Here is a 22,036-nt window from a genome sequence, read left to right on the forward strand (position 1 = left end):
CTCAAAATACAATAAAAACTATGTTTTATAGGTAAAACAAAAGTCCAACAGGATCGTTGGAACACAAGGGAAGGAAGCAATTATGAAAAAGACAGCTATCGCGATGCTACTTGCAGCATTGTATTTGGGTACCACATCCAGTGTTTTGGCGCAAAGCTCAGCATTAGAATGGAAAAGTGAAGATGAGACGGACTCTATAAAATTGGGTGGCGTGGTGCGATTAAACCAACGCTATGAAAATTGGGAAGGACCTAATGATGGCTTTGGCAAACTCTATTTTGATATTTTTAGAGTCGATGTCAAAGGTAAATTTGACGATGCCTATTTTAATGCAAGCTACTTGTTTCAAGACCAAGAGAAACGCTCGATCGAAAAAGCCTACGTGGGCTACAATTTAGATCAGCAGAATAGTTTAGAAGCCGGCTTTGTATATAAACCTTTTGCGATTTATCCTTATCCGCAAAATGGTTGGACTTACCATATCCCATTCTTTTTGGGCTATGGCAATAACATTGCGCCAGGTTTGAACTGGAATTTTCATAATCAGGACTGGGATGTAAAACTGGGCTATTACCCTGAAATGCTGGCAACCAATCTGCGCTATTCGCCCGAAAGTGCCACTTATGATGATCTTGCCGACAATGCATTTCCAAGTCAAAAAGCCTATCAAAATGAAAAGCGCCATCAATTCAATACGCGGATTGTGCGCAAGTTAGACACCAATGTGGGTAAGCAGGAAGTCGGGGTATCTGGGGCAATTGCGCAATTGCATAATAAAACCACCGATAAAAATGGCCAATATTATGCAGTGGGTGTGCATAGCGATAACAATTACAAACGCTTTAATTTACAAAGCTCTGTGATTCATTATCAATATGATGCAAAGAATCCTGACGGGGTCAATAATGATATGACTTTAATGGGGAATAACGGATTTACCCCTGCTTATTTTATTGCCTCTGAAGCGACAGTTGCCAGTTTAAATCTTGCCTATACCTTACCTATGCAAAATATGGGCAAACTCAAAGCGATCCGATTCTACAATGATTATAGTTATATGGATAAGAAACGTGATGATTGGTCGGATTCTCAAATGAATACCACTGGGATGATGTTTATTGCGTCACCCTTTATGGTGTGGGCCGATTATACTTGGGGGAAAAATGCCAATATTATTGGCGGTGCAATGAATTCAACCGGTTTTAGCTCGACCGTTTCACCCTATAGTGACCAATGGTTGTATCGTATCAATTTAAACCTTGGATTTAGTTTTTAGAAAGCGGATTTGGGAATTGATCTGTTTGTTATGCCGATATTTGCTATGGCAATAACTGCTTTGTTGCACTTAGATTTAAACACTGCTGGATGACATTTACTTATTATTTGAGTATTTGTCAAATGAATATCTGTCAAAGCAGCGGATCGGCGGTGTATGCAACAAAGCATGTTTATCGGATCAATTTTATAACTTCACAAGCGCATACGACGATCGTTTACGCTTGTTTTGCTAAGGCCATCAACGACTTTAATTGCTGAACTTCCAGTGGGGTGGCATGTTGTAATGGCTTTCTTGGTTCACCTACAGAAAAACCTAATTCATTTAAACCTGCTTTGACTGTTTTCGGTAGGCCGCCTTGTACAATAAAGCGCAACAAAGGCAATTGACGATAAAACAAGGCTTTGGCGTGGTCTAAATCACCATCTTTGACTGCCTGATATAACTGACTTGGTAGCTGACCGAGTAGATTTGGCGCCACAGTACACCAACCACTTGCCCCTGCACAAAATGCCTCAAGCGCTAAAGGATTACAGCCATTATAAAAGGGCAACTGTCCTTGAGATAATTCATGAAATTTATGCATGCGCTGAATATCACCCGTACTGTCTTTAACCATGCAAATATTCTCAATTTCTTGAAACATTTTCACGATCAATTCTGGTGACATATCTACGCCACTGGTTGCTGGGTTGTTATAGACCATGATCGGCAGTTTGGTCGATGCGGCAATTTGCTGATAATAATCATAGATTTCTTGATCATTGAGTTTCCAGTAAGATACTGGGATCACCATAATTAGATCAGCGCCAAGCTCCTCGGCTTTTTGGGCTTTTTGAATTGCCATCGCCGTTGTGAGTTCAGAAATTCCCAACATGACCGGGACACGGTGATTAACGACTTCGATACTTTTTTGTGCGACTTGTTGCCATTCTTGCCAAGATAAATAAGCACTTTCACCAGCACTGCCCAATGGCACAATCGCATTACATTGTTGTTCCAGCAGAGCATTTAATGTGATGGTCAGTGCATCCACATCGACAGTTTGTGTGTCTGGGTGAAATGGTGTGATTGGGTATGCAATAATGCCTTCTAATTTCATTTTCATTACTCCTCGATACAGTCCGCATGATTTTTTAAAGCTTTACGCGCATAGTAGGCAAAATTGACATTATTACGCTTGTTGGTAGAGACCCAGTCATGAGCTTCTTTTGCCAGTTCATGTGGGATAGGTTGAATTTGTCCAGCAGCCATTGCCAAAAGCTGAAGTCGGGCAGCGCGTTCAATTAAAATGGCTAAGTTGCAAGCCTCTTCAATGGTTTTACCTGCCACCAGCTGACCATGATGTGACAGCAGTACAGCGCGGTTTTTACCTAAGGCTTCTGAAATAAAAATACCTTCTTCATTGCCGACGGGGACTCCCGGCCACTCTTCCACAAAAGAACAGTCTTCATATAAAGCGCAGGTATCCATTTGTGCGATCGCTAAGGGCACACGGAGCATCGACAACGCTGCAATATGTGTTGGATGGGTATGGATAATGCAATTCACTTCAGGATGTTGTTTATAAATCCATGTATGAAAGCGATTTGCAGGATTTGCCATGCCTTGTTGATCAAGTGGCTTTAGATCTTCATCAACTTCCAATAAGTTTTGCGCGGTAATTTCATCAAAGCCGAGACCAAAACGCTGGGTGATAAAGCTATTGCCTTGCGTGGTACGACAAGTGATTTGTCCCGCTAAGCCAGCATCATGGCCGTGGTCAAATAAAATACGGCAGGTTAATGCCAACTTTTGTCGATCTGTGTAGTTTGAATCTTGAATAAATTGCTGCATATTTTGCTGCGCATTTTGCATCAATTGCTGTTTATCTAGTTGTGCCGTTTGCATAAATAAAACCTCTCGCTGAGTTGATTTTCACATCGCCTAAGTACAGAATAAAAATTCTGTGGATGGATTAAAATATCCAGTTTCTAAAACTTATATGGGCCAGAGAGTTATGCGTCAGCCTTGGAAAATTCGGCTACATTTAGAAGATCGTGAAGAAAAGACCCTTTTTTTAAAGTTGGCAAATCAGATTATTCAAGAGATTTTATCTGGCAGAATTACTCAGGCAACACGCTTGCCAGGTTCACGTACACTGGCGGATGAACTCGGGATTAACCGAAAAACCGTACAATCGGTATATGAAGATTTGGAGGCACAGGGTTGGCTGGTTTCAAAAGCTAGGCAAGGCACCTTTGTCTCTGAGAATTTACCGGATTTAAAAGCGCAGTCATCGCCTACACTCGAACAGGTCGATATCACACCAGTTTTACCAACTCAGGTGCTGATCAAAAATGATGGTGTGCCAGATAATCGGCTGATCCCGTATGAATTGTTTTCACGGGCTTATCGGCATGCATTGATTCAAGTAACACGTCATCAAACCATGGGATATGGAGATCCGCAGGGCAGTTTAGAACTTCGTCAAGCCTTATTAGAAATGTTGTCTATGGAGCGTTTTATACAGACCTCTATGGAAAACATTTGTGTGGTTCGTGGCAGTCAAATGGGGATTTTTCTAGCTGCGCGGGTTCTGGCTCAACATCAGTCTCAGCGTCATATTATTGTGGTAGAGCAATGGGCTTATCCACCTGCAGTGGAAACATTCCTGTCTAATCATTATCAAATTATTCGCGTGCGTTTGGATAAGCATGGTCTAGATACCGATCATTTAACTGAAATTTTGTCCAGCCATGCAGTTGCTGCGGTATACACCACACCTCATCATCAATATCCAACGACAGTGACGATGTCTATGGATCGAAGATTAAAGTTGTTAGAGCTGTCTAAAGCCTTTGATTTTTATATTATTGAAGATGATTATGACCATGAGTTTCATTATGACAGCCGCCCCATTCCGCCGTTAATTAGCTTACCAGCAGCAGACAAAGTGATTCATATCGGCTCTTTGTCTAAAGTGTTTGCGCCCAGTTTAAGAATTGGTTATGTGGTGACCAATGTGCAAATTATTCAGGCGATGAAACAAGACATTTTGCTGATCGATAAACAGGGCAATGCGATTACTGAATTGGCAATGGCTGAACTGATGCAGCAGGGTGAAATTAAGCGGCATATCCGTAAAATGCGTAAGATTTATCAGCAACGTAGAGACTTTGCTGTGAGGGCTTTTCAGCAGACTTTTGAGGAGTGGGTTGAAATAGCCCCACCCGCAGGCGGCATGGCGTTGTGGGTAAAGTTTAAGTTACCTTTTCAACAGCAGTTTTTAACGGTTTTAAAACAATTACATATTGATTCTGAATATGATTTTGGTTCGGAATGGCATCATTCTGATCACAGTTTCTATATTCGTTTTGGTTTTGCAGCCCTGACCGAATTGGAAATCCGTCAAACTGTTGAAAAGTTGTACCAGGTTTTTGTGAGCTGATGATGCTCAAGAAACTTAGAAAGTATTTTGAATCTTGTTGAACTGACTTTAGAACGGTTTAAGCAAAAACCAGAAGCATTGTGTTTCTGGTTTTTTATGGATTAATTTAAAGCCATACGATATTCAATGACCCCTGGTTTTTCAGCGATCCAGTCATAGAGTTTTTGCGCAGTTTGATTGCTTTGTTGAGTATGCCAATACAAGCGCGCGCAGGGTTGAACAATCGCTTGCTGTTGTACATATTCAATCAGGCGCTTGCCTACATGTTGACCTCTTGCCTGTGGAGAAACATATAAGTCTTCTAGATAGCAAAAGTTGGCCTCGGCCCATGTCGAGCGATGGATCACGTAATGTACAAAGCCGAGAACATGCTCAGCTTGTTTAGCAACAGCACAATATATCGGTTCTTGATCATCAAAAAAACGTTGCCAAGTGGTTTGCGTAACAGTATTGGATAAAGCCACTTTGTAAAAGTCTTGATAAGCCAGCCAATACTCCACCCATTGTTTATAGTCTTGTTGTGCAACAGGCACAATTTGAACCACTAAATTTTCCACAGGTATTCTCCAGTCATCGGGAAAGAAAGAGGAGAAATGAGTTTAAGTGTGATTGTGGTATTGAAATAAGATACACTTTGAGTATTTTTAACAGTACCAGTTTTACTTATGGCGACAGCAGCATCGGCTTATTTCCCCCATTTGATCTTGCCTAAAGGGGTGATTAAAGAGGGGTTATATAGCGTTTTACGTGATGCAATTTTGGATGGTCGCCTGGCTTCTGGAACCAAACTGCCCTCTAGTCGTGTCTTGGCGGAAATGATGTCGATTTCTAGAAATTCAGTCTTGGCTGCAATGGATCGTTTACTGGATGAAGGCTATGTTGTGACTAAGCCGAGCTCTGGTACTTATGTCGCAGAGCTGATTCCTGACCAATTAATTTCTATACAAGAGATAGCGACAGAATCTGCATCTGACATCTGTCACAAGCTAAATATTAATCCGCATATCGCAAATTTATTACCTGCTTGGCAGAAACAAAATGTATCTGGGCAGGGTGAAAAAATATTTCATGTCGGCGTTGGTTGTACCGATTTATTTCCCCATTCACTTTGGGGTAAATTATTGGGACGTGCTTGGCGGCAGTCTCATCAGCAATTGGGTCAGTTTCATGATTGTCGTGGCTATTTGCCTTTACGTCAGGCTATTTGTGATTATGTTCGTTCTACGCGGGGGCTAAAATGCGATGTACAACAAATTTTGATTGTAAATGGTACCCAACAAGCGATTCACCTTGCAGCTTATGCATTATTACAACCTTTGGATCAGATCTGTTTAGATGAGCCTGGCTATGATGCCGCTTTAAATATTTTTCGGAGTTTTGGCATTCAAGTTCATCCTGTATCAAGTGATCACGAAGGGATGAAAATTGCTGAGATTATTCAGCATTATTCCAAAAGTAAATTAATCTATACCGCACCCTCTCATCAGTTCCCTTTAGGTGGAACACTCAGTTTAAGTCGACGATTGGCCCTATTGGAATGGGCAGCGAGTCAGCAAAAATGGATTTTTGAAGATGATTATAACAGTGAGTTTAGATATGGAACGCACCCAATTCAAGCCTTACAGGGCTTAGACCAACAGCAAAGAGTGATCTATTCGGGTACTTTTTCTAAAATGATGTTTCCTGAGTTTCGACTTGGATTTATGGTGGTTCCAGAATCGCTGACAGAAACATTGAGTCTGGCAAAATATTATACCGATACGCGGAGTGCTTATTTAGAACAAGCGGCTTTGGCTTTGTTTATCAAGGAGGGGCATTATGCACGCCATGTACGTAAAGTGCGTAAAGCTTGCCAAGAACGTCAACAGGCATTAATTGCTGCGATTCAACAGTTTCTTGCAGATGTATTGACTGTTCAGCCAACCGACTCAGGGATTCATGTGATTTGTTGGCTAAAAGCCCCATGGACTGAGCAAAGCTTTATTGATCAGTGTCTTGCTATTAATCTGGCTGTTCAACCTTTATCTCGCTACTGTCAACAGCCTTATGAAAAAGCAGCAGTATTGTTTGGCTATGCAGCGCATACTCCAGACGAGATTAGCATGAATATTCAGAAGCTGGCGCAACAGATCAAGCAGACCTAATACGGCTTCCTGTTTCATCTTCTATATTTCTTCATTTCCTACATATAAATCACTAGCTGGTTTAGCTGTACACGCATTGATGATAATTGTTGTACATCTGTTTATGTAATGTTATAACATAACAATAAATTACAATTCGGAATCCATGATGCGTCACCATACTTTAGCAATCGCTATTTCTTTACCGGTCTTTCCTGCATATGCGATTGAAAATAAACAGCTGACTGTACTTCCAGTGATTCGAGTAAATGCCGAAAATGATCCATTTATCAATCAAAGTATCATTGTAGAAAATAGAAATGCAGACAATAAAACTTTAGGTGATGCTTTAAAGCATCTTTCAGGGGTACAAAGCAGCGCTTTTGGTCCCAATTCAGGTGCGCCTGTGATTCGCAGTTTAAGTGGAAACCGGGTGCAGATTTTGGAAAATGGTCAGTCTATTTATGGAATGAATAGTATCAGCGGCAATATTAATATCCCTTTTGATCCTTTATTCACTCAATCTGTTACTGTCAATAAATCTTCAGACAGTGTGCGTTATGGTGGTAATGCCATTGGCGGAAGTGTGAATATTGATTCTGGTCTAATCGATACAGCGATGCCGAATAAAAGTTCTCAATTAGAGCTTGTAGCGAAAAAGGGCTGGAATGATTTTGATGCCAAAGGTTTTAAACTCAATCTCAATAACCAAAGTAACTTTTCTACCAATTTATTGTTTTCTAGCCAAGATATGTCAGCTTATAAAATTCCGGGAGAGGGTAAAGCGAGTGTATGTAATAGTGGCGTATTTCCAGCGACGGGTGGGGTAAATACAGCATTGGCAGATGCTTGCCAAAAAGAAGCACGCATTCAAAAAAATTATAATACGGCATCACAGCCTTATATTGACCAATTTATGACGGAAAATCCCGATTGGGCAGATGGTTCATTTTCCTTCTATACAGATAAACCTACCTCAGTTTGGAGTGGAAAAACCTATACCAATCCAGTAAACCCTAAATATGTACCCAATACCCAGCAATATACTGAAAACAAAATTAATAAAGATGTCACACCCAACTATAAAAATAAGCTGGGCAATAGCTATTTAGACAATCAACACTTTGCGATTGGAAGCACTTATTTTCTCAACAATGGACGTATTGGGCTCAGTGCTGATTCAAAAAAAAGTGAATATGGGGTACCCGGATTTTCTCTTGAAAATAAATCTTTTCAATCTACCAGTGACAGCATACCAGTCGGGGTGAAAACAGATCAGCGAAGATATGCCTTAGACAGCGAGTTTAATTTTAGCCCGTTGTTATTGAAACAAATACAATTTGATGTGAGTAAGAGCGTTAATACATCAGGGGAATATTTAGGATCAAAAATGGCCAATAACTATAAATTTGATACCCAACAGGCTGAATTATTACTGAAGCATAGACCTGTTGAATTTTGGAATGGTTTTATTGGCTTTAATCAGATTGATCGTAAAGTGGTAGGACATGGAAATTTACGTTATTTACCGAATATCAATACGCAAACACAAGCCGTGTTTATCAAGGAAAAATTAGACTTTGATTGGCTAGAACTCGATGCTGGTTATCGTAACGAAAAGGTTGAACATAAAATTCAAAAAAGTGATTTTGTACCATCCAGAAATTCACCGAATACAAAACTCACCGATACAAAATTTAATCTTGAAAGCTACAGTTTCGGTTCATACCTAAAATATAATGATCTATTGGGTTTAAAGTTGCGTTATTCAGTGTCAGATAGAGCGCCTGAAATTAATGAACTTTATGCCAGCCATCCACATTATTCAATTATGTTACAAGAAGAAGGTAACCAAAAACTCAAAGAAGAAAAATCCAAAAATCTTGAGTTAACAGGTTTGTTCAATTATAAAAATTTTAATTTTGAAGCGACTGTATATAAGATGAAATATGACAAGTATTTGTATTTGACCCATTCAGGGGCACAAATGCGTAATCGCTTGCCACTTAAATATTGGACCCAGACAGATGCTGAAATTACTGGATTTGAAATTGATTTAAAACAAAAGTTTGAACTCAATCAGTATGGTAATCTTTTGATCTCTGCTTTTGCTGACTTGGTGAAAAATAAAAACCTTAATCCAAACAAAACCAGTTTGGCAAATGATGGAAATTACTTACCCAACATGCCAACGAACCGTTATGGGCTAAACCTTGAATGGAATAAAAATGATTGGTCAGCACGCTTATCCAATATTTACTATGATCAAGCTCAGTATTTAGGCAAAAATGTGTCTAAAGAAATTCCATTGCCGTCTTATAACTTGCTGGATCTACAAATTCAGAAACACTTCAAATTACAAAATGCCAATTTTGATGTTTTCCTCAATGGATCTAATTTGTTAAATGAAGATGCACGACCACAGAACTCGCCATTAAAATACATTGCACCACTTCCTGGGCGTGGGGTACAGCTGGGTATAAGTATGAAAATTTAATCGCTTAACTTTTGTTGGTTAAGTTTTTATATGTTGGGTCTTAACTTAAGATTTATTATCGGGGTCAATAAGTTGCTGTTGTTGAGAAGACTTCAAGCAACGTGTTGGCCCCTTTTATTTTGATACATTGAGAATGAAAAATTGATGTCAACAGACCCTAAAATTAATTTAAAAAATAGCTGTTAAAAATAGTCTATTCGATTTAATCATTACAGTTTGATTTATTGCAGCATCAATTTTTTAACATGCAATGGCTGCTTCACGTTCAAAAATAGATTCAACACTTTCAAATGCCAAATGACAAGCATGGTTTTGATATTGTCGAGCATAACTGTTTACTGCACTTTCAAGCACTTGTAAAAAATCATTATAATTCTGTTCAAAGTCTAATAAGTCGAGTAAGTCTGATTTTTTGCTGTTATGGCAGTTATATTTTTGAATAAAATCAAGCATTAATTTTTGAATAGGGGCATGGGTAAAATAAATTAAATAAGTTGCTGCCGAACCACAATGCAAACAACCTTGTTCAAGATAAATTTCTTCACTGTTTAACCAGCAGCATTGTAAGGTAAAAAATGCTCGAATCGCTTCAGTCGCTAAAGTAGGCTGTTCCAAAGTGTTCACCAATTTTTCATATAATGAAATTGATAATCATTATCAATTAAATTTTGCAAAAAGTCTATGTGATAATTGGTAAATTTTTTAAGTGTTGCTGTGAAATAACGGTACAAATTGATGTTTTTTAATGAGATGGTTTTAAAATAATGAAATTAATTGTTATATTATATCATAACGTTTAATTTGTTGTTTTTTCTATGTCTATTCTTTCGCAACGCTTACAAGCGATTGATGCATTACGAGGCTTGGTGATTTTGATTATGATGGTTGATCATGTCAGAGAAACTTTTTACCTCCATCATCAAGTTCCAGATCCAATGCTGATTCCAGGCACAGAAACGTCACTTTTCTTTAGCCGAATATTGGCCCATTTATGCGCTCCAGTATTTATTGTTTTGACAGGCTTATCCGCCTATCTCTATCAAGCTAAAAATAATAGTCTAGCGATGACACGTGAGTTTTTGATTAAACGCGGGTTATTTCTGATCTTTCTTGAGTTGGTGGTGATCAATTTTGCATGGACTGGCAAGTTCCCACCTGATGTGATTTATCTACAAGTGATTTGGGCGATTGGTTTAAGTATGCTGGCGTTGGCAGCTTTAATTGGATTGCCACAAAAATTATTATGGATAATCAGCATCGTGATTATTTTTGGGCACAATGTGCTTGATCAAGTGTCTTTTGAAAATGTACCTTTCATACAGAATTTATGGTTCATTTTGCATGAACGGGGCTGGATTGAGTTTGGCAATCTGATTCGTATTCGAACCTCTTATCCTGTTTTACCTTGGATTGGTGTGATTACTTTAGGATATTGTATTGGTTCAAGTGTTTTTGCTTCATCTCAACAAAACCAATCAAGAAATACAAAATTACTCATTTTTGGTTTTTCCAGTATTGCTTTATTTTTGCTTTTAAGAGCGATCAATGTATATGGAGATCATGCTTGGACGGTCATGCCGACATGGACTGAAACATTCATGAGTTTTATGAATCTAACCAAATATCCACCATCTTTATTTTTCATTTTATGGAACGTTGGTATTGGACTGGTTCTTTTGGTCTGTCTGCAAAAAATCGAAACAAAACCTTGGATCAAACCCTTGATCATATTTGGTTCTGTACCAATGTTTTTTTATATTGTTCACTTATATGTTTTAAAGGCTTTATATTTGCTCGTGGTTGCCTTTTTTGGGAAAAATCATGGAGATTATTTTGGTGTCGATTCGGTGTCTACATTGTGGTGGATTGCGATTATTCTCAGCATAATTTTATATCCTTTAATGGTTAAATTTTCTGATTACAAACATAAAAACAAACATATCGCTATTCTTAAATACTTATAAGATAAGTTAAGTATTGTTTTTATTTAAAAGCATATCTAGCAGCTAAAATAGTGATGTCCAGTAATGATGGATATCACTATTTTTTTAATATTTTTGAATGCTTAACCTAGTGCTGAACAGCCTAAAGACGACTTGGACTGTATTAAAGCTATTTCATGTTCAATATTTTAATTTATTTTTCACCTTTTATTTATAGCCTGTCTTTATCGAGATGTCTTTATAGGAATGATACTGTCATTTAAGGACAACCTTGAGCCAAAGCATATTCACTTGATTGACAAGATCTGCATGGATCATTATTTTGATTTTATTAGTTCCTTTTTGGAACTTGTTATTTTGAGATAAATTCTTGAGGTGAACCATGTCTATATCAGCGGTGAAAGAAAAATCAAAGCAAAAAACACCTGCATCATTTCCAGTACGTCGTATGGATTATGAGTTTCAGGATATGCCCAAGTATTGGTGTGATGACGAACCTACCTTTACTCATTACTTCACAGGTCTATCAACACTTTTTCCAGAAGGTGAATCGTACTTTGTCCGTTCAGTGCGAGCCTTACGTAAAAAAATTAAAAATAATCCACAATTAGACCGTGATATTGGAGCCTTTATTGGACAAGAAGCCATGCACTCTAAAGAACATCATGCTTTTCATGTCAGTGCACAACAATATGGTTTAGATCCGGAATCTTTAGAAAAAGTCACAGGGATCATATTAAAAGCAATTGAACGTACTTTTCCTAAAAAGTGGAATCTCTTGGTGACTGTGGGTCTGGAACATTACACCGCAGTGTTGGTGGTGGAGATGATGAAAGATGTCAATGAATTGATGACGGATGAAAGCATTCGTAATTTATGGTTATGGCACAGTGTTGAAGAAACCGAACATAAGGCTGTGGCTTATGACATGTATGAATACTTATATGGAAAGGGCTTAGCTGCTTATATTCCTCGCGTTGCGATTTTCACGTTTAGTCTGGTTTTGATTACTGCATTGTCGAGTGTTTATCAAGTTGTGCTGTTAAAACGCGATCGCCAATTATTAAATCTAAAATCATGGCGCAAATTTGCTCAGCATGGTGTGGAAAAATATAAAGTTTTTATTCCTAAATTTATAGATTACTACCGTTTTAATTTCCATCCCAATGATACGGATGAGTCTGAAATCGTGGCAAAAACCAAAGTAAAAATAGGCCTATCTGAAACGCCTCATCATTTACCATCATAACTCTGAGGAAAGAATTATGCGATCTGAAGCATCAAAAGCAAGTTGGGCAATGATTCCTCGACAGGTTAAATTTGAATGGGAGCACTCGCCTTTACACTGGATACCACAAGACCCATTGGCAAGTCATGGTGTCAATCATTTTAGTTTTACCTTGGTTCGAGGAGAGTATTTTTTCTGTCGAATGTTCAATAAAGCTTTACCTTTTATTCATGATGAAAAACTTAAGCAAGATGCCAAAATTTTCATTCGACAAGAAGCCATTCATTCACAAGCGCACAAGGATTCAATCGAAGAATATTTGCTACGTTATGGGGTGGATGTGGAGAACCAATATAAACGAGTTGTTGGCTTATTTGATCGGTTACTCGCGGACAAACCTTTGGGTTTTAACTTACCTAAAGTCTGGCAGCGACCTTGGTTAAATGCGCGAGTTGGGTTAGTGGCCGCGGCTGAACATTTTACTGCAGCAATTGGTCAATATGTATTAACCCGTTCAGATTGGCAGGCACGTGGTGGAGATCCTGTGGTAAGTGACTTGTTTACTTGGCATAGTGCTGAGGAAGTTGAGCATCGTACGGTTGCTTATGATGTTTATCAGCATATTTCAGGGAGTTATTTATTACGTGTTGCGGTGATGGCTGTGACCGCTCCTATTTTTACCTATCTCATGGCGGCTGGTACTGTACAACTGGCTCAAGATGATCCTGCTATTCCACAAAACCAAAAAAGCTTATGGCAACCCGCTTTTTGGAAAGCTTGGCATCGTTCTGATTTAAATGGCTATATACCAGGACCAGTGTGGTTTTTTAAGACCAGTTTACGGTTTTTTAAGCCCAACTATCATCCCTATTACGAAGCTTCAACTGAACTTGCTCAAGCCTACTTGGCACAGTCAGCAGGGGTACTTGCATATCAGCAAAAAACTGAAACTGTTCCGCGGGTGGTTTCATGAAGCATTTTGATAAGACCAAGCTATATGTTCATTCAGGAAATATCTGTTTGGCTGCTTACCATTGGGGCAGCTTAGATGTTGATCAAGATACTATTGTATTGATACATGGTTATCCAGATTCTGCTGAAGTCTGGCACGCGGTGGCACAATATTTAGCCCCTCATTTTAATGTGGTTGCTTATGATGTACGTGGTACAGGATTATCTGATATTCCAAAAACAACAGCAGATTATGCTTTTGAACATTTGATCGAAGATTTATCCCAAGTGATTAAAGCAGTGAGCCCACATCAATCGGTCCATTTGGTTGGACATGATTGGGGCGCTTTACAAGGTTGGGAAGCGGTATTGGCTGACCGATTAAAGTCTCAAATTGCGTCTTATACTGCATTGGCGCCAAGTACAGATCATGTAGGGTGGTGGTTTCATCGCCAGTTGGCCCAAGGTAACTTACAAGGCTATTTCAACGTGATTAAGCGAGTGTCAGCATCAAGTTATATGGCAATGTTACAAATCCCTGTACTTCCTGAACTGACTTGGCGTTTAGGTCTTGGCAAAGTATGGCCAAAACTGGTGGGGTATTTAGAAAAAACCTCAGTTGATAAGAGCCCGACCCAACTTCGCAATGCCATCAGTGGTTTAGGTCTATATCGTCAAAATTTAACCAAAGCATTATTCAAGCCGACAGGTCGAACCACAACCATTCCTGTGCAAATGTTATTGATGAATCAAGATCCATTTGTACCGCTTGCTTTAAGCCGTGGGATGGAAGAGTGGGGGGATGATATTCGCTATAGCGAAGTTTCGGCAGGGCATTGGGGGATTTTAAGTCAACCACAGGCAGTGGCGGATAAGATTCAGCAATTTGTGCAACTGTTTTTAGTCAATAAAGCCATAGCTATCGTTTAAGAGACGGATCAAATAGCCCAATCAACGATGATGGTGCTGTTTGATCCAATAGATGTTGTCATCGAAGCATGTTGTTAAATGACAGCTTTAAATTTATTTGCTGCCTAAACGATGTCCTGATTTAAAACCATTTTCATGCGCAAAAAATACAATAGATAACCCCAATAATGATAATGCGATGATACAAACAAAGAATGAGTCTATTCCTACATTTTGTAGTAGGATGCCACCTAAAATACCGCCCCCTGCAACAGCAAGATTAAACACCGTCACCAGCATGGATTGGGCAATATCCACATTTTCATCTGCGACATCTGCCAGCGCAGTTTGTAGTAGAGTTGGTGCACCGCCAAAAGTCATTCCCCAAAGTACGATACCTAGCATCACAAGCCAGATGTGATGACCGCTCAAGCCCATGAAAAGAGCAGCGATGGCAAAGCCTGTTAAACTGATCAGGGTTAATTTGCGTAATGATCTATCGATCCAAATCCCTGTAATCCAAATGCCGAATATTGAAGAAAGACCAAAAATAAGAAGAATAAGATCAATATGCTCACTCAGCTGTACAGCAGACAAATAAGGCGAAATAAACGTATAAAGTATGTTATGTGCCAAAATCCAAACAAAAATAACCGCCAAAATTGTGCCTATACCGGGGTGTACCAAGACCTTGAGAATGGATTGTTGTTTGCTCGCGGGTTGTCCAGCCAAATGAGGGAGGCTTATTTTTATCCAGATGATCAGGATTAAAGCAAGTCCTGAAATCACCCAGAAAACCCCACGCCAGCCAAACAGATTGCCCAATCCAATAGCTAAAGGCACACCCATACATAATGCAATGGGTTGACCGACCCCAACGATCGCCATCGCTCTGCCTTGTAGATGGGCAGGAACTAGACTTCGAGCATAACCCGCCAAGATACCCCAGATAATTCCAGCTGACATTCCCGCAATAAATCGTGAAATCAGGATGACAATATAGCTGGAAGATAGCGCTGTTAGACTATTGAAGACAAACAAGCCTGTGATTGCCAATAACAATAAAGGTTTTCTTGACCAACTCCGTGTTGCAGCAACCACAGGGATCGCCGCAATGACCGATCCTAGGGCATAAACTGAAATCATTTGCCCTGCTAAAGCTTCAGACACCTCTAAGTCATGACTGATCAATGCCAATAAGCCCGCAGGTATGATTTCCGTCATAATGGTAATAAAACCTGCAACCGTAAATGCCAATAATTTCCATATCGGTAAGCTGGGCGCAGATCGGTTCTGCTCTGATCTGTTGTTGAACTGATTCATGCGCTATACCTCTGTGTATGATTGACAGAAAGTTCATCTCGTTTAAGGAATATAGGCATCACAAAATTTTGAAGATCAATATTCATTGTAGACTCCATGTTGTCATTTATATTGGAATGATCGTTCCATTTTTAGGTAAATAAAACCCTCAGCATTGCAAATTAGCCAGTCTGCTAAGGGGGAAACTAAAAATTAATACAAGGTATTCAGTGCGACTTCAGCAACATTCTCTAGATATTGCTGACGATTTTCTGCGCTACAGCCTTTGCTTAAAACGCGAATGCCTTGAATGGTATTCACGAAAAAAAGTGCTAAGGCTTGCGGAGAACTATGTAGGGTGATTTCACCAGATTGCTTTCCTCTGATCATGAGCTGTTCCAGTGCGTGCTGTAATCGTTCAAAGTTGTACGTGACAGATTCTGCAGTCTTTTGATCGTGTCCTGCTAACTCCAAACAGGCATTGGCCATCAGGCAACCCCGATGTTGCGGATCATTTAATTCATCTTCAATGATACGAGATAATAATTGTTGCATGATACTTTTGACTGATCCATCACTGGATAACAAATCAATATTTGATTTACTGATCAGGCGTTGATAGCGAGATAAGGCTTGTTGGTATAGCTGCTCTTTATTTTTAAAGGAACTATATAAACTGCTGCGTGAGAGTCCAGTTTCCTCAACCAAATCTTGAATTGATGTCGCTGCAAATCCTTTACGCCAGAAAACTTGCATAACTGCATTTTCAACTTCTTCAGGATCAAACTCTTTAGTACGCATAATGTTAATTTATACTGGAACAATCGTTCCTAATACTTTATACAAACAATCAATGGCTGTCTAATGATAATTCAACAGTATGGGGAGATTTGAGTTTGCTTTATTGAATTAAGCCAAGATATAAGTCAACCTGTCAAAAAAGCTCAGACACAAGAATATAATTTCTTTTAATGAATATTTTTAATTAAATCAATTGCATGAGAAAATAAATTATTTAATTATAAAAAGCTTGCAATGCCACACCTTACCTTCAAAGTTTAAATAGCTTTGCGTAGGCGATGCCTCACTTTTCAGAGATGAAAAGTGACAAAAATCTTCTATTGGGCGAGAGGTACGTCCTGTACCCCCGCCCAACGGCGACATCCATGTCGCCTCACGGTAGAATCACCATCTATAATTCAAAAGTAAAAAAAATGAATTGATAACCAACAGTTTCTAAAAGCACATACAAAAACATAAGTTCATTTCTGATCAATGACTTGATAGAAATCACTTGTATGAATAATTAGGGGGGTGACTATAGACATTAAAAAACCACGCTCATGAAGGGCATGGTTTTTGGTTGATCTATAACAGGTTACTAAATATCTAAACTTTAGCTTAAAACTTTTTAGTGAGTGAAAAAGTGAGGGTGGAATCAATTGGATTTGAAACTTTGGCATTGGGATTGCCATTGCTGTATTTTTGATAATATCCGTCTTTGTCCCATGCTTTGCTATAACTTAAACTGGAAGATAAGCCATAAGGCAGCGCTTTGTTAATGGCAACACTGGCATCTTGAAAGCTTGCGGCAGAAAAGTTTTTTATACGTTGATTGCCATAATGCATATTCACCGACCAGCCTTGAGCGATGGGTTGTAACCAATTCACATCTAAATAGCCTGAACCACGAGAGTGCTTATTGGAACCAATTGCTAAAGTGTCAGAATTATTGCCAAAATAATCTTGAGTATAGGTAATTGCATATTTAACACTCAGCGGACCATAGCTGATTTCTGGAATAATTTCACCATAATCAAAACGGGTATAACCTGTTTCAGCAGTGGTTTTTGCCCCAGGATAGTAGTAATAAGCGACTTTAGTACCCAGATTTAACTGACCGAAACTACGGCTATAACCAGTATAGACATCCCATTCAACATTGGCATCACGGATGAAGTCATCACTCACACTAGAAGCCCAAGTTCCTACATAGAAACCATTGGGATGAGCATAATCAAATCCGCCTTGTACAGCAGGGTTGCCCCAGGTCTGTTGAAAACCACGTGAGATATATTGGCTGGCTACTGTCAAATTTGCACTATACGGAGACGGCGTTTCTACACCAGATTCATTGGCATGTAGGGTTTGAAAAAATAAACTCAAAGGGATGGTCAATAATAATTTTTTTCTCATTTTATTCGTCCTTGAAAGATGCGACACACTCAGTCAAAACTGAGGTGTCGCTAAAATATGAATACTTTTACACGATCGGACGTAAAGGCGCTTTGCGCACAGGTGCTGTGCCAGCTTTGTAATAACCCGCTTCAGAACGTGGCAATTTTTTGCCACGAATTTGATCTGCGATTTTTTCAGCGATCATAATCGTTGTGGCATTTAAATTTCCAGTAATGATCAGCGGCATAATCGAAGCATCAACAACGCGCAAGCCTTGTAGACCGTGTACACGACCTTGACCGTCAACCACTGCCATTTCATCTTCACCCATCTTACAACTACATGAAGGATGGTAAGCAGTTTCAGCATGGTTGCGCACGAAATCATCCAGTTCAGCATCAGTTTGCACCTGTTTTCCAGGACTGATTTCATCGCCACGATATGCATCTAATGCAGGCTGTTGCATGATTTCACGGGTGATACGAATGGCATCACGGAATTCACGCCAGTCTTGCTCAGTCGACATATAGTTGAACAGAATACTTGGATGTTCAAATGGATCTTTAGATTTCAGCTTAATTCGACCACGTGCTGGTGAGCGCATAGAACCAACATGCGCTTGGAAGCCGTGTTCTTTCACTGCATTACTGCCGTTATAGTTAATCGCAACGGGTAAGAAGTGATATTGAATATTTGGCCAGTCAAATTCATCTGAGCTGCGGATAAAACCACCTGCTTCAAACTGGTTGCTTGCGCCAATACCAGTCCCATTAAATAACCATTCAGCGCCAATTGCAGGCTGGTTAAACCATTTTAATGCGGGGTAGAGTGAAACAGGTTGCTTACATTTGTATTGTAAGTACATTTCCAAATGGTCTTGTAAGTTTTCACCGACACCCGGTAAATCATGTACAACATCAATATCCATTGATTTAAGGAAGCTACTTTCACCAACACCCGAACGTTGTAAAATTTGTGGTGATGCGATAGCACCCGCACAAAGCAAGACCTCACGGTTTGCACGTGCTTGTGTGAGATTGGTTTTATCCGCACCGATGATATATTCCACACCAATCGCTTGCTTTTGATTAAATAAAATTTTATTGGTGGTGGCATGGGTCACGATCGTTAAATTAGGGCGACCTTTTGCCATGTCTAAATAACCACGTGCGGTACTAGAGCGACGGCCTTTTGGTGTCACGGTACGATCCATTGGACCGAAACCTTCTTGTTGATAACCATTTAAGTCATCTGTACGTGGATAGCCTGCTTGTACACCTGCTTCAACCATGGCATGGAACAAGACATTATTGCCATTTTTAGGGGTTGCCACAGATACAGGGCCATTGGCGCCATGGTAGTCATTGCCACCAATATCACGGGTTTCAGCTTTTTTATAATATGGTAAGCAGTCTGCATAGCTCCAGTCTTCTAGCCCTTTGAGCGTCGACCAGTTATCTAAGTCCATTGCATTACCACGGATATAACACATCCCGTTAATCAATGAGGAACCACCTAAACCTTTACCACGGCCGCATTCCATACGGCGATTATTCATATGTGGTTCAGGATCAGTGAGATATGCCCAGTTGTAACGGCGTCCTTGTAGTGGGTAGGCCAACGCTGCTGGCATTTGAGTACGGAAATCTAAACGGTAGTCTGGGCCACCTGCTTCCAAGAGTAAAACAGTAACCTCTTTGTCTTCAGTTAAACGTGTTGCGAGCACATTTCCGGCAGATCCTGCGCCGATGATAATGTAGTCATATGCTTGAGTAGTCATAATTATCCTTTTTGTATTTTTTAAAAGTGCCAATGCAATCAGGTGATGACATGGCACATAGGATTGATATACGGAGAAAGTGTGAGTGCATTAAAAAATGCTTTGATACTCACCTAACTCAACTTGAACTGATTTGATACGGGTGTAATGCCCAAGTGTGGTTAAACCATTTTCACGGCCGACACCTGATTGCTTATAGCCACCCACTGGCATTTCAGCAGGGGATTCGCCCCATGTGTTGATCCAGCAAATACCTGCTTCGATTTGATGAATAATGCGATGTGCTTTGGTGATGTCTTGAGTCACAACACCTGCTGCTAAACCAAAAGTGGTGTCATTGGCACGACGAATGACTTCTTCTTCAGTTTCATAACTGAGAATGCTCATGACAGGGCCAAAGATTTCTTCTTGAACAATGCGCATATCATCTTGGCAGTCACTGAAAACTGTCGGTAACACATAAGCGCCTTGCGCCAATTCAGCTTCTGTCGCACGGCCACCGCCAATGAGCAGTTTGGCACCTTGTTGTTTGCCTGACTCAATGAAAGACAAGACTTTTTCCATATGCGGGAAGCTGGTGAGTGGACCAAAGTTAGTTTGCTCAGCCATTGGATCGCCGATACGGATTCGTTTTACCCGTTCTACAATTGCGGCTTCAAAATCTGCTAACAGTGCTTTTGGAACAAAGACACGTGTACCATTGGTACATACTTGACCTGAACTAAAGAAGTTTGCCATTACCGCAATGTCTGCTGCACGATTGAGGTCAGCATCATCACAAATAATTAAAGGGGATTTACCGCCGAGTTCCATGGTCACTTCTTTGAGTGTAGAACCTGCGGCACTTGCCATAACTTTCTTGCCTGTTTCAACACCACCAGTGAAAGAAATTTTTTCAATAACTGGATGTTCTGTTAACCATTGTCCAATCTCACGGCCTGCACCTTGTACCACGTTAAATACGCCATCTGGTAGTCCAGCTTCAGTATAGATTTCAGCAAGTTTAAATATGCTTAGTGGTGTGGTTTCACTTGGTTTAAAGATCATGGCATTCCCAGCAGCTAGGGCAGGGGCAGATTTCCATAATGCGATTTGAATTGGATAGTTCCAAGCACCGATTCCCGCGACAACACCAAGCGGTTCACGACGGGTATAGAAAAAGCTTGATTCACGAAGCGGAACTTGCTCTCCCTGAATTGCAGTCGCGAGACCTGCATAATATTCGAGTACATCAGCACCGGTGACAATATCAACGGTCGATGTTTCGCTATAGGCTTTACCTGTATCGAGGGTTTCTAAGCGAGCGAGTTCATCATTACGCTCACGTAAAATGTCGACAGCGCGACGTAAAATACGAGAACGCTCCATCGCTGTCATTGCGGCCCAAATTTTTTGACCTTGTTGTGCGCTTTGAACAGCCGCTTCAATGTCTTGTTGTGATGCTTGTTGAAGGGTTGCGATCACTTCACCGTTGGCAGGGTTAATACTGGTAAAGGTCTTACCACTGGTCGCTGCTACATAGCGACCATGGATGTACAATTGATGAACTTGTGAATCACTCATTCTGTCTCTCCTGCAAAGGTTTTTTCGCAAATTGCAATTGCGTTTTTACATAATCGTAAGCAATGGAACGTGCCAGCTGGCTGTCAAATTCATCATGACTGCTTAAACTGCCACGTAACCATAATCCGTCAATCAATGCCGCTAAACCACGAGCGGCAATGCTTGCCTGTTCTTTATCCAATAACTTGAGAAAGTGAAACTTCAAGTTTGAATACAGGCGTTGATCATTAATTTGTTGCAAGCGCCCAAGTTCGGGTAGGTGCATGCTTGCAGACCAAAAGTCTAACCAGATGCGCATGGCTTGTTTATTGACCTGACTAATATCAAAGTTAGAGTCAATAATCGCTTTAAGTTGGCTTTCTGGATGCTCGTCTGCTTCAGTTTTATTTTGGTCGGTTTTGCGACGTAAAACATTCAGCATTTCTTGCATGCAGGTATTTATTAATCCCTGTTTATCACCAAAATAGTGACTCACAATACCTGTGGATAGCTCGGCTTTCTTTGCGATTTGTGCAATGGTCATATTGGATAAGCCCACTTCATAAATCACATCAAATGCGGCGTTAATAATTTCTTCACGTCGCACATGCTCTGGTTTGACTCTACGTTTTGTCATGTATATCCACTTAAAGTGCTGAAAAGGCACTTTTTATTTAACATTACTCAATGTAGAACATCTTAACATTTTTTTATAATACTTTTTATTGATTGAACGTTCAATCAATAAAAAGTATAATCTGCAAAAATCAATAATTTTTTGATGAGTAATAAGAAATGTAAGTGTATACATCAACATTCTGATCCATCAGGATGTTCAGTAAAAATAGTACATATCCTATTATTTTTTAAGAAAATA

Annotated in this window: 18 protein-coding genes; 8 read left to right on the plus strand and 10 right to left on the minus strand. The window is 39.8% G+C overall.

Features of this window, described 5'->3' with window-relative positions; translation table 11 throughout:
* Positions 1-82 precede the first annotated feature (82 nt).
* Positions 83-1,276, plus strand: a complete 1,194-nt coding sequence (locus CQZ96_RS18800; RefSeq protein WP_105713505.1) for a hypothetical protein — start codon at positions 83-85, stop codon at positions 1,274-1,276.
* Between the two features lie 217 nt (positions 1,277-1,493).
* Here the strand turns inward: CQZ96_RS18800 and CQZ96_RS18805 are convergent, their stop codons facing one another.
* Together CQZ96_RS18805 and CQZ96_RS18810 are read right to left on the minus strand one after the other, a co-directional pair.
* A complete protein-coding gene (locus tag CQZ96_RS18805; RefSeq protein ID WP_105713506.1) occupies positions 1,494-2,378 on the minus strand; it encodes a dihydrodipicolinate synthase family protein in 885 nt (294 codons plus the stop codon).
* 5 nt (positions 2,379-2,383) lie between these two features.
* Complete coding sequence (locus CQZ96_RS18810; RefSeq protein WP_004717605.1) at positions 2,384-3,166, minus strand: aldolase; 783 nt, start codon at positions 3,164-3,166, stop codon at positions 2,384-2,386.
* A 109-nt stretch (positions 3,167-3,275) separates the two neighbouring features.
* Here CQZ96_RS18810 and CQZ96_RS18815 point away from each other — a divergent pair, with 109 nt between their 5' ends.
* Entirely contained in the window at positions 3,276-4,706 is a 1,431-nt protein-coding gene (locus CQZ96_RS18815) for a PLP-dependent aminotransferase family protein (RefSeq protein WP_105713671.1), read from the plus strand.
* 101 nt (positions 4,707-4,807) lie between these two features.
* On the opposite strand, the gene CQZ96_RS18820 is transcribed toward CQZ96_RS18815, so the two are convergent.
* Positions 4,808-5,263 (minus strand): GNAT family N-acetyltransferase, encoded by a 456-nt coding sequence (locus CQZ96_RS18820; protein ID WP_105713507.1) that lies wholly within the window; start codon positions 5,261-5,263, stop codon positions 4,808-4,810.
* 108 nt (positions 5,264-5,371) lie between these two features.
* Between CQZ96_RS18820 and CQZ96_RS18825 the strand changes: the two genes are divergently transcribed.
* Together CQZ96_RS18825 and CQZ96_RS18830 are read left to right on the plus strand one after the other, a co-directional pair.
* Complete coding sequence (locus CQZ96_RS18825; RefSeq protein WP_105713508.1) at positions 5,372-6,850, plus strand: PLP-dependent aminotransferase family protein; 1,479 nt, start codon at positions 5,372-5,374, stop codon at positions 6,848-6,850.
* A 148-nt stretch (positions 6,851-6,998) separates the two neighbouring features.
* Positions 6,999-9,326 (plus strand): TonB-dependent receptor, encoded by a 2,328-nt coding sequence (locus CQZ96_RS18830; RefSeq protein WP_105713509.1) that lies wholly within the window; start codon positions 6,999-7,001, stop codon positions 9,324-9,326.
* A 240-nt stretch (positions 9,327-9,566) separates the two neighbouring features.
* On the opposite strand, the gene CQZ96_RS18835 is transcribed toward CQZ96_RS18830, so the two are convergent.
* Positions 9,567-9,941, minus strand: a complete 375-nt coding sequence (locus CQZ96_RS18835) for a hypothetical protein (protein WP_016539422.1) — start codon at positions 9,939-9,941, stop codon at positions 9,567-9,569.
* A gap of 200 nt (positions 9,942-10,141) precedes the next feature.
* On the opposite strand from CQZ96_RS18835, the gene CQZ96_RS18840 reads away from it, so the two are divergent.
* The 4 genes from CQZ96_RS18840 to CQZ96_RS18855 all read left to right on the plus strand — a co-directional run bounded on the left by CQZ96_RS18840 (position 10,142) and on the right by CQZ96_RS18855 (position 14,378).
* A complete protein-coding gene (locus CQZ96_RS18840) occupies positions 10,142-11,290 on the plus strand; it encodes a DUF1624 domain-containing protein (RefSeq protein ID WP_105713510.1) in 1,149 nt (382 codons plus the stop codon).
* Between the two features lie 361 nt (positions 11,291-11,651).
* A complete protein-coding gene (locus CQZ96_RS18845; protein WP_105713511.1) occupies positions 11,652-12,518 on the plus strand; it encodes a metal-dependent hydrolase in 867 nt (288 codons plus the stop codon).
* A gap of 16 nt (positions 12,519-12,534) precedes the next feature.
* Entirely contained in the window at positions 12,535-13,470 is a 936-nt protein-coding gene (locus CQZ96_RS18850; RefSeq protein WP_056513119.1) for a metal-dependent hydrolase, read from the plus strand.
* Positions 13,467-14,378: an alpha/beta fold hydrolase gene (locus CQZ96_RS18855; protein ID WP_004717586.1), complete on the plus strand. Its 912-nt coding sequence runs from the start codon at positions 13,467-13,469 to the stop codon at positions 14,376-14,378. Before CQZ96_RS18850 ends, CQZ96_RS18855 begins: the two co-directional genes overlap by 4 nt.
* A 93-nt stretch (positions 14,379-14,471) precedes the next feature.
* On the opposite strand, the gene CQZ96_RS18860 is transcribed toward CQZ96_RS18855, so the two are convergent.
* The 6 genes from CQZ96_RS18860 to betI form a co-directional block, all read right to left on the minus strand.
* The gene (locus CQZ96_RS18860; RefSeq protein ID WP_105713512.1) at positions 14,472-15,680 is read right to left on the minus strand and encodes an MFS transporter; all 1,209 of its coding nucleotides are present in this window, start codon (positions 15,678-15,680) and stop codon (positions 14,472-14,474) included.
* 192 nt (positions 15,681-15,872) lie between these two features.
* Positions 15,873-16,460 (minus strand): TetR/AcrR family transcriptional regulator, encoded by a 588-nt coding sequence (locus tag CQZ96_RS18865; RefSeq protein ID WP_105713513.1) that lies wholly within the window; start codon positions 16,458-16,460, stop codon positions 15,873-15,875.
* A gap of 600 nt (positions 16,461-17,060) precedes the next feature.
* Positions 17,061-17,855, minus strand: coding sequence for a TorF family putative porin (locus CQZ96_RS18870; RefSeq protein ID WP_105713514.1), 795 nt, complete (start codon positions 17,853-17,855; stop codon positions 17,061-17,063).
* Positions 17,856-17,922: 67 nt separating this feature from the next.
* Positions 17,923-19,617, minus strand: coding sequence for a choline dehydrogenase (betA, locus tag CQZ96_RS18875; protein WP_105713515.1), 1,695 nt, complete (start codon positions 19,615-19,617; stop codon positions 17,923-17,925).
* A 90-nt stretch (positions 19,618-19,707) separates the two neighbouring features.
* Entirely contained in the window at positions 19,708-21,180 is a 1,473-nt protein-coding gene (gene betB, locus CQZ96_RS18880) for a betaine-aldehyde dehydrogenase (protein ID WP_105713516.1), read from the minus strand.
* Positions 21,173-21,796 (minus strand): transcriptional regulator BetI, encoded by a 624-nt coding sequence (gene betI / locus CQZ96_RS18885; protein ID WP_004717575.1) that lies wholly within the window; start codon positions 21,794-21,796, stop codon positions 21,173-21,175. The genes betB and betI overlap by 8 nt, the downstream gene beginning before the upstream one ends.
* Positions 21,797-22,036: the final 240 nt, after the last annotated feature.

This window comes from Acinetobacter sp. MYb10 (genome assembly GCF_002980175.2).
Taxonomy (GTDB): domain Bacteria; phylum Pseudomonadota; class Gammaproteobacteria; order Pseudomonadales; family Moraxellaceae; genus Acinetobacter; species Acinetobacter guillouiae.

Coding starts and splice junctions, on each gene's coding strand:
- CQZ96_RS18800 (WP_105713505.1), top strand. CDS start 83: ATGAAAAAGACAGCTATCGCGATGCTACTTGCAGCATTGTATTTGGGT.
- CQZ96_RS18805 (WP_105713506.1), bottom strand. CDS start 2,378: ATGAAATTAGAAGGCATTATTGCATACCCAATCACACCATTTCACCCA.
- CQZ96_RS18810 (WP_004717605.1), bottom strand. CDS start 3,166: ATGCAAACGGCACAACTAGATAAACAGCAATTGATGCAAAATGCGCAG.
- CQZ96_RS18815 (WP_105713671.1), top strand. CDS start 3,276: ATGCGTCAGCCTTGGAAAATTCGGCTACATTTAGAAGATCGTGAAGAA.
- CQZ96_RS18825 (WP_105713508.1), top strand. CDS start 5,372: ATGGCGACAGCAGCATCGGCTTATTTCCCCCATTTGATCTTGCCTAAA.
- CQZ96_RS18830 (WP_105713509.1), top strand. CDS start 6,999: ATGCGTCACCATACTTTAGCAATCGCTATTTCTTTACCGGTCTTTCCT.
- CQZ96_RS18840 (WP_105713510.1), top strand. CDS start 10,142: ATGTCTATTCTTTCGCAACGCTTACAAGCGATTGATGCATTACGAGGC.
- CQZ96_RS18845 (WP_105713511.1), top strand. CDS start 11,652: ATGTCTATATCAGCGGTGAAAGAAAAATCAAAGCAAAAAACACCTGCA.
- CQZ96_RS18850 (WP_056513119.1), top strand. CDS start 12,535: ATGCGATCTGAAGCATCAAAAGCAAGTTGGGCAATGATTCCTCGACAG.
- CQZ96_RS18855 (WP_004717586.1), top strand. CDS start 13,467: ATGAAGCATTTTGATAAGACCAAGCTATATGTTCATTCAGGAAATATC.
- CQZ96_RS18860 (WP_105713512.1), bottom strand. CDS start 15,680: ATGAATCAGTTCAACAACAGATCAGAGCAGAACCGATCTGCGCCCAGC.
- CQZ96_RS18865 (WP_105713513.1), bottom strand. CDS start 16,460: ATGCGTACTAAAGAGTTTGATCCTGAAGAAGTTGAAAATGCAGTTATG.
- CQZ96_RS18870 (WP_105713514.1), bottom strand. CDS start 17,855: ATGAGAAAAAAATTATTATTGACCATCCCTTTGAGTTTATTTTTTCAA.
- betA (WP_105713515.1), bottom strand. CDS start 19,617: ATGACTACTCAAGCATATGACTACATTATCATCGGCGCAGGATCTGCC.
- betB (WP_105713516.1), bottom strand. CDS start 21,180: ATGAGTGATTCACAAGTTCATCAATTGTACATCCATGGTCGCTATGTA.
- betI (WP_004717575.1), bottom strand. CDS start 21,796: ATGACAAAACGTAGAGTCAAACCAGAGCATGTGCGACGTGAAGAAATT.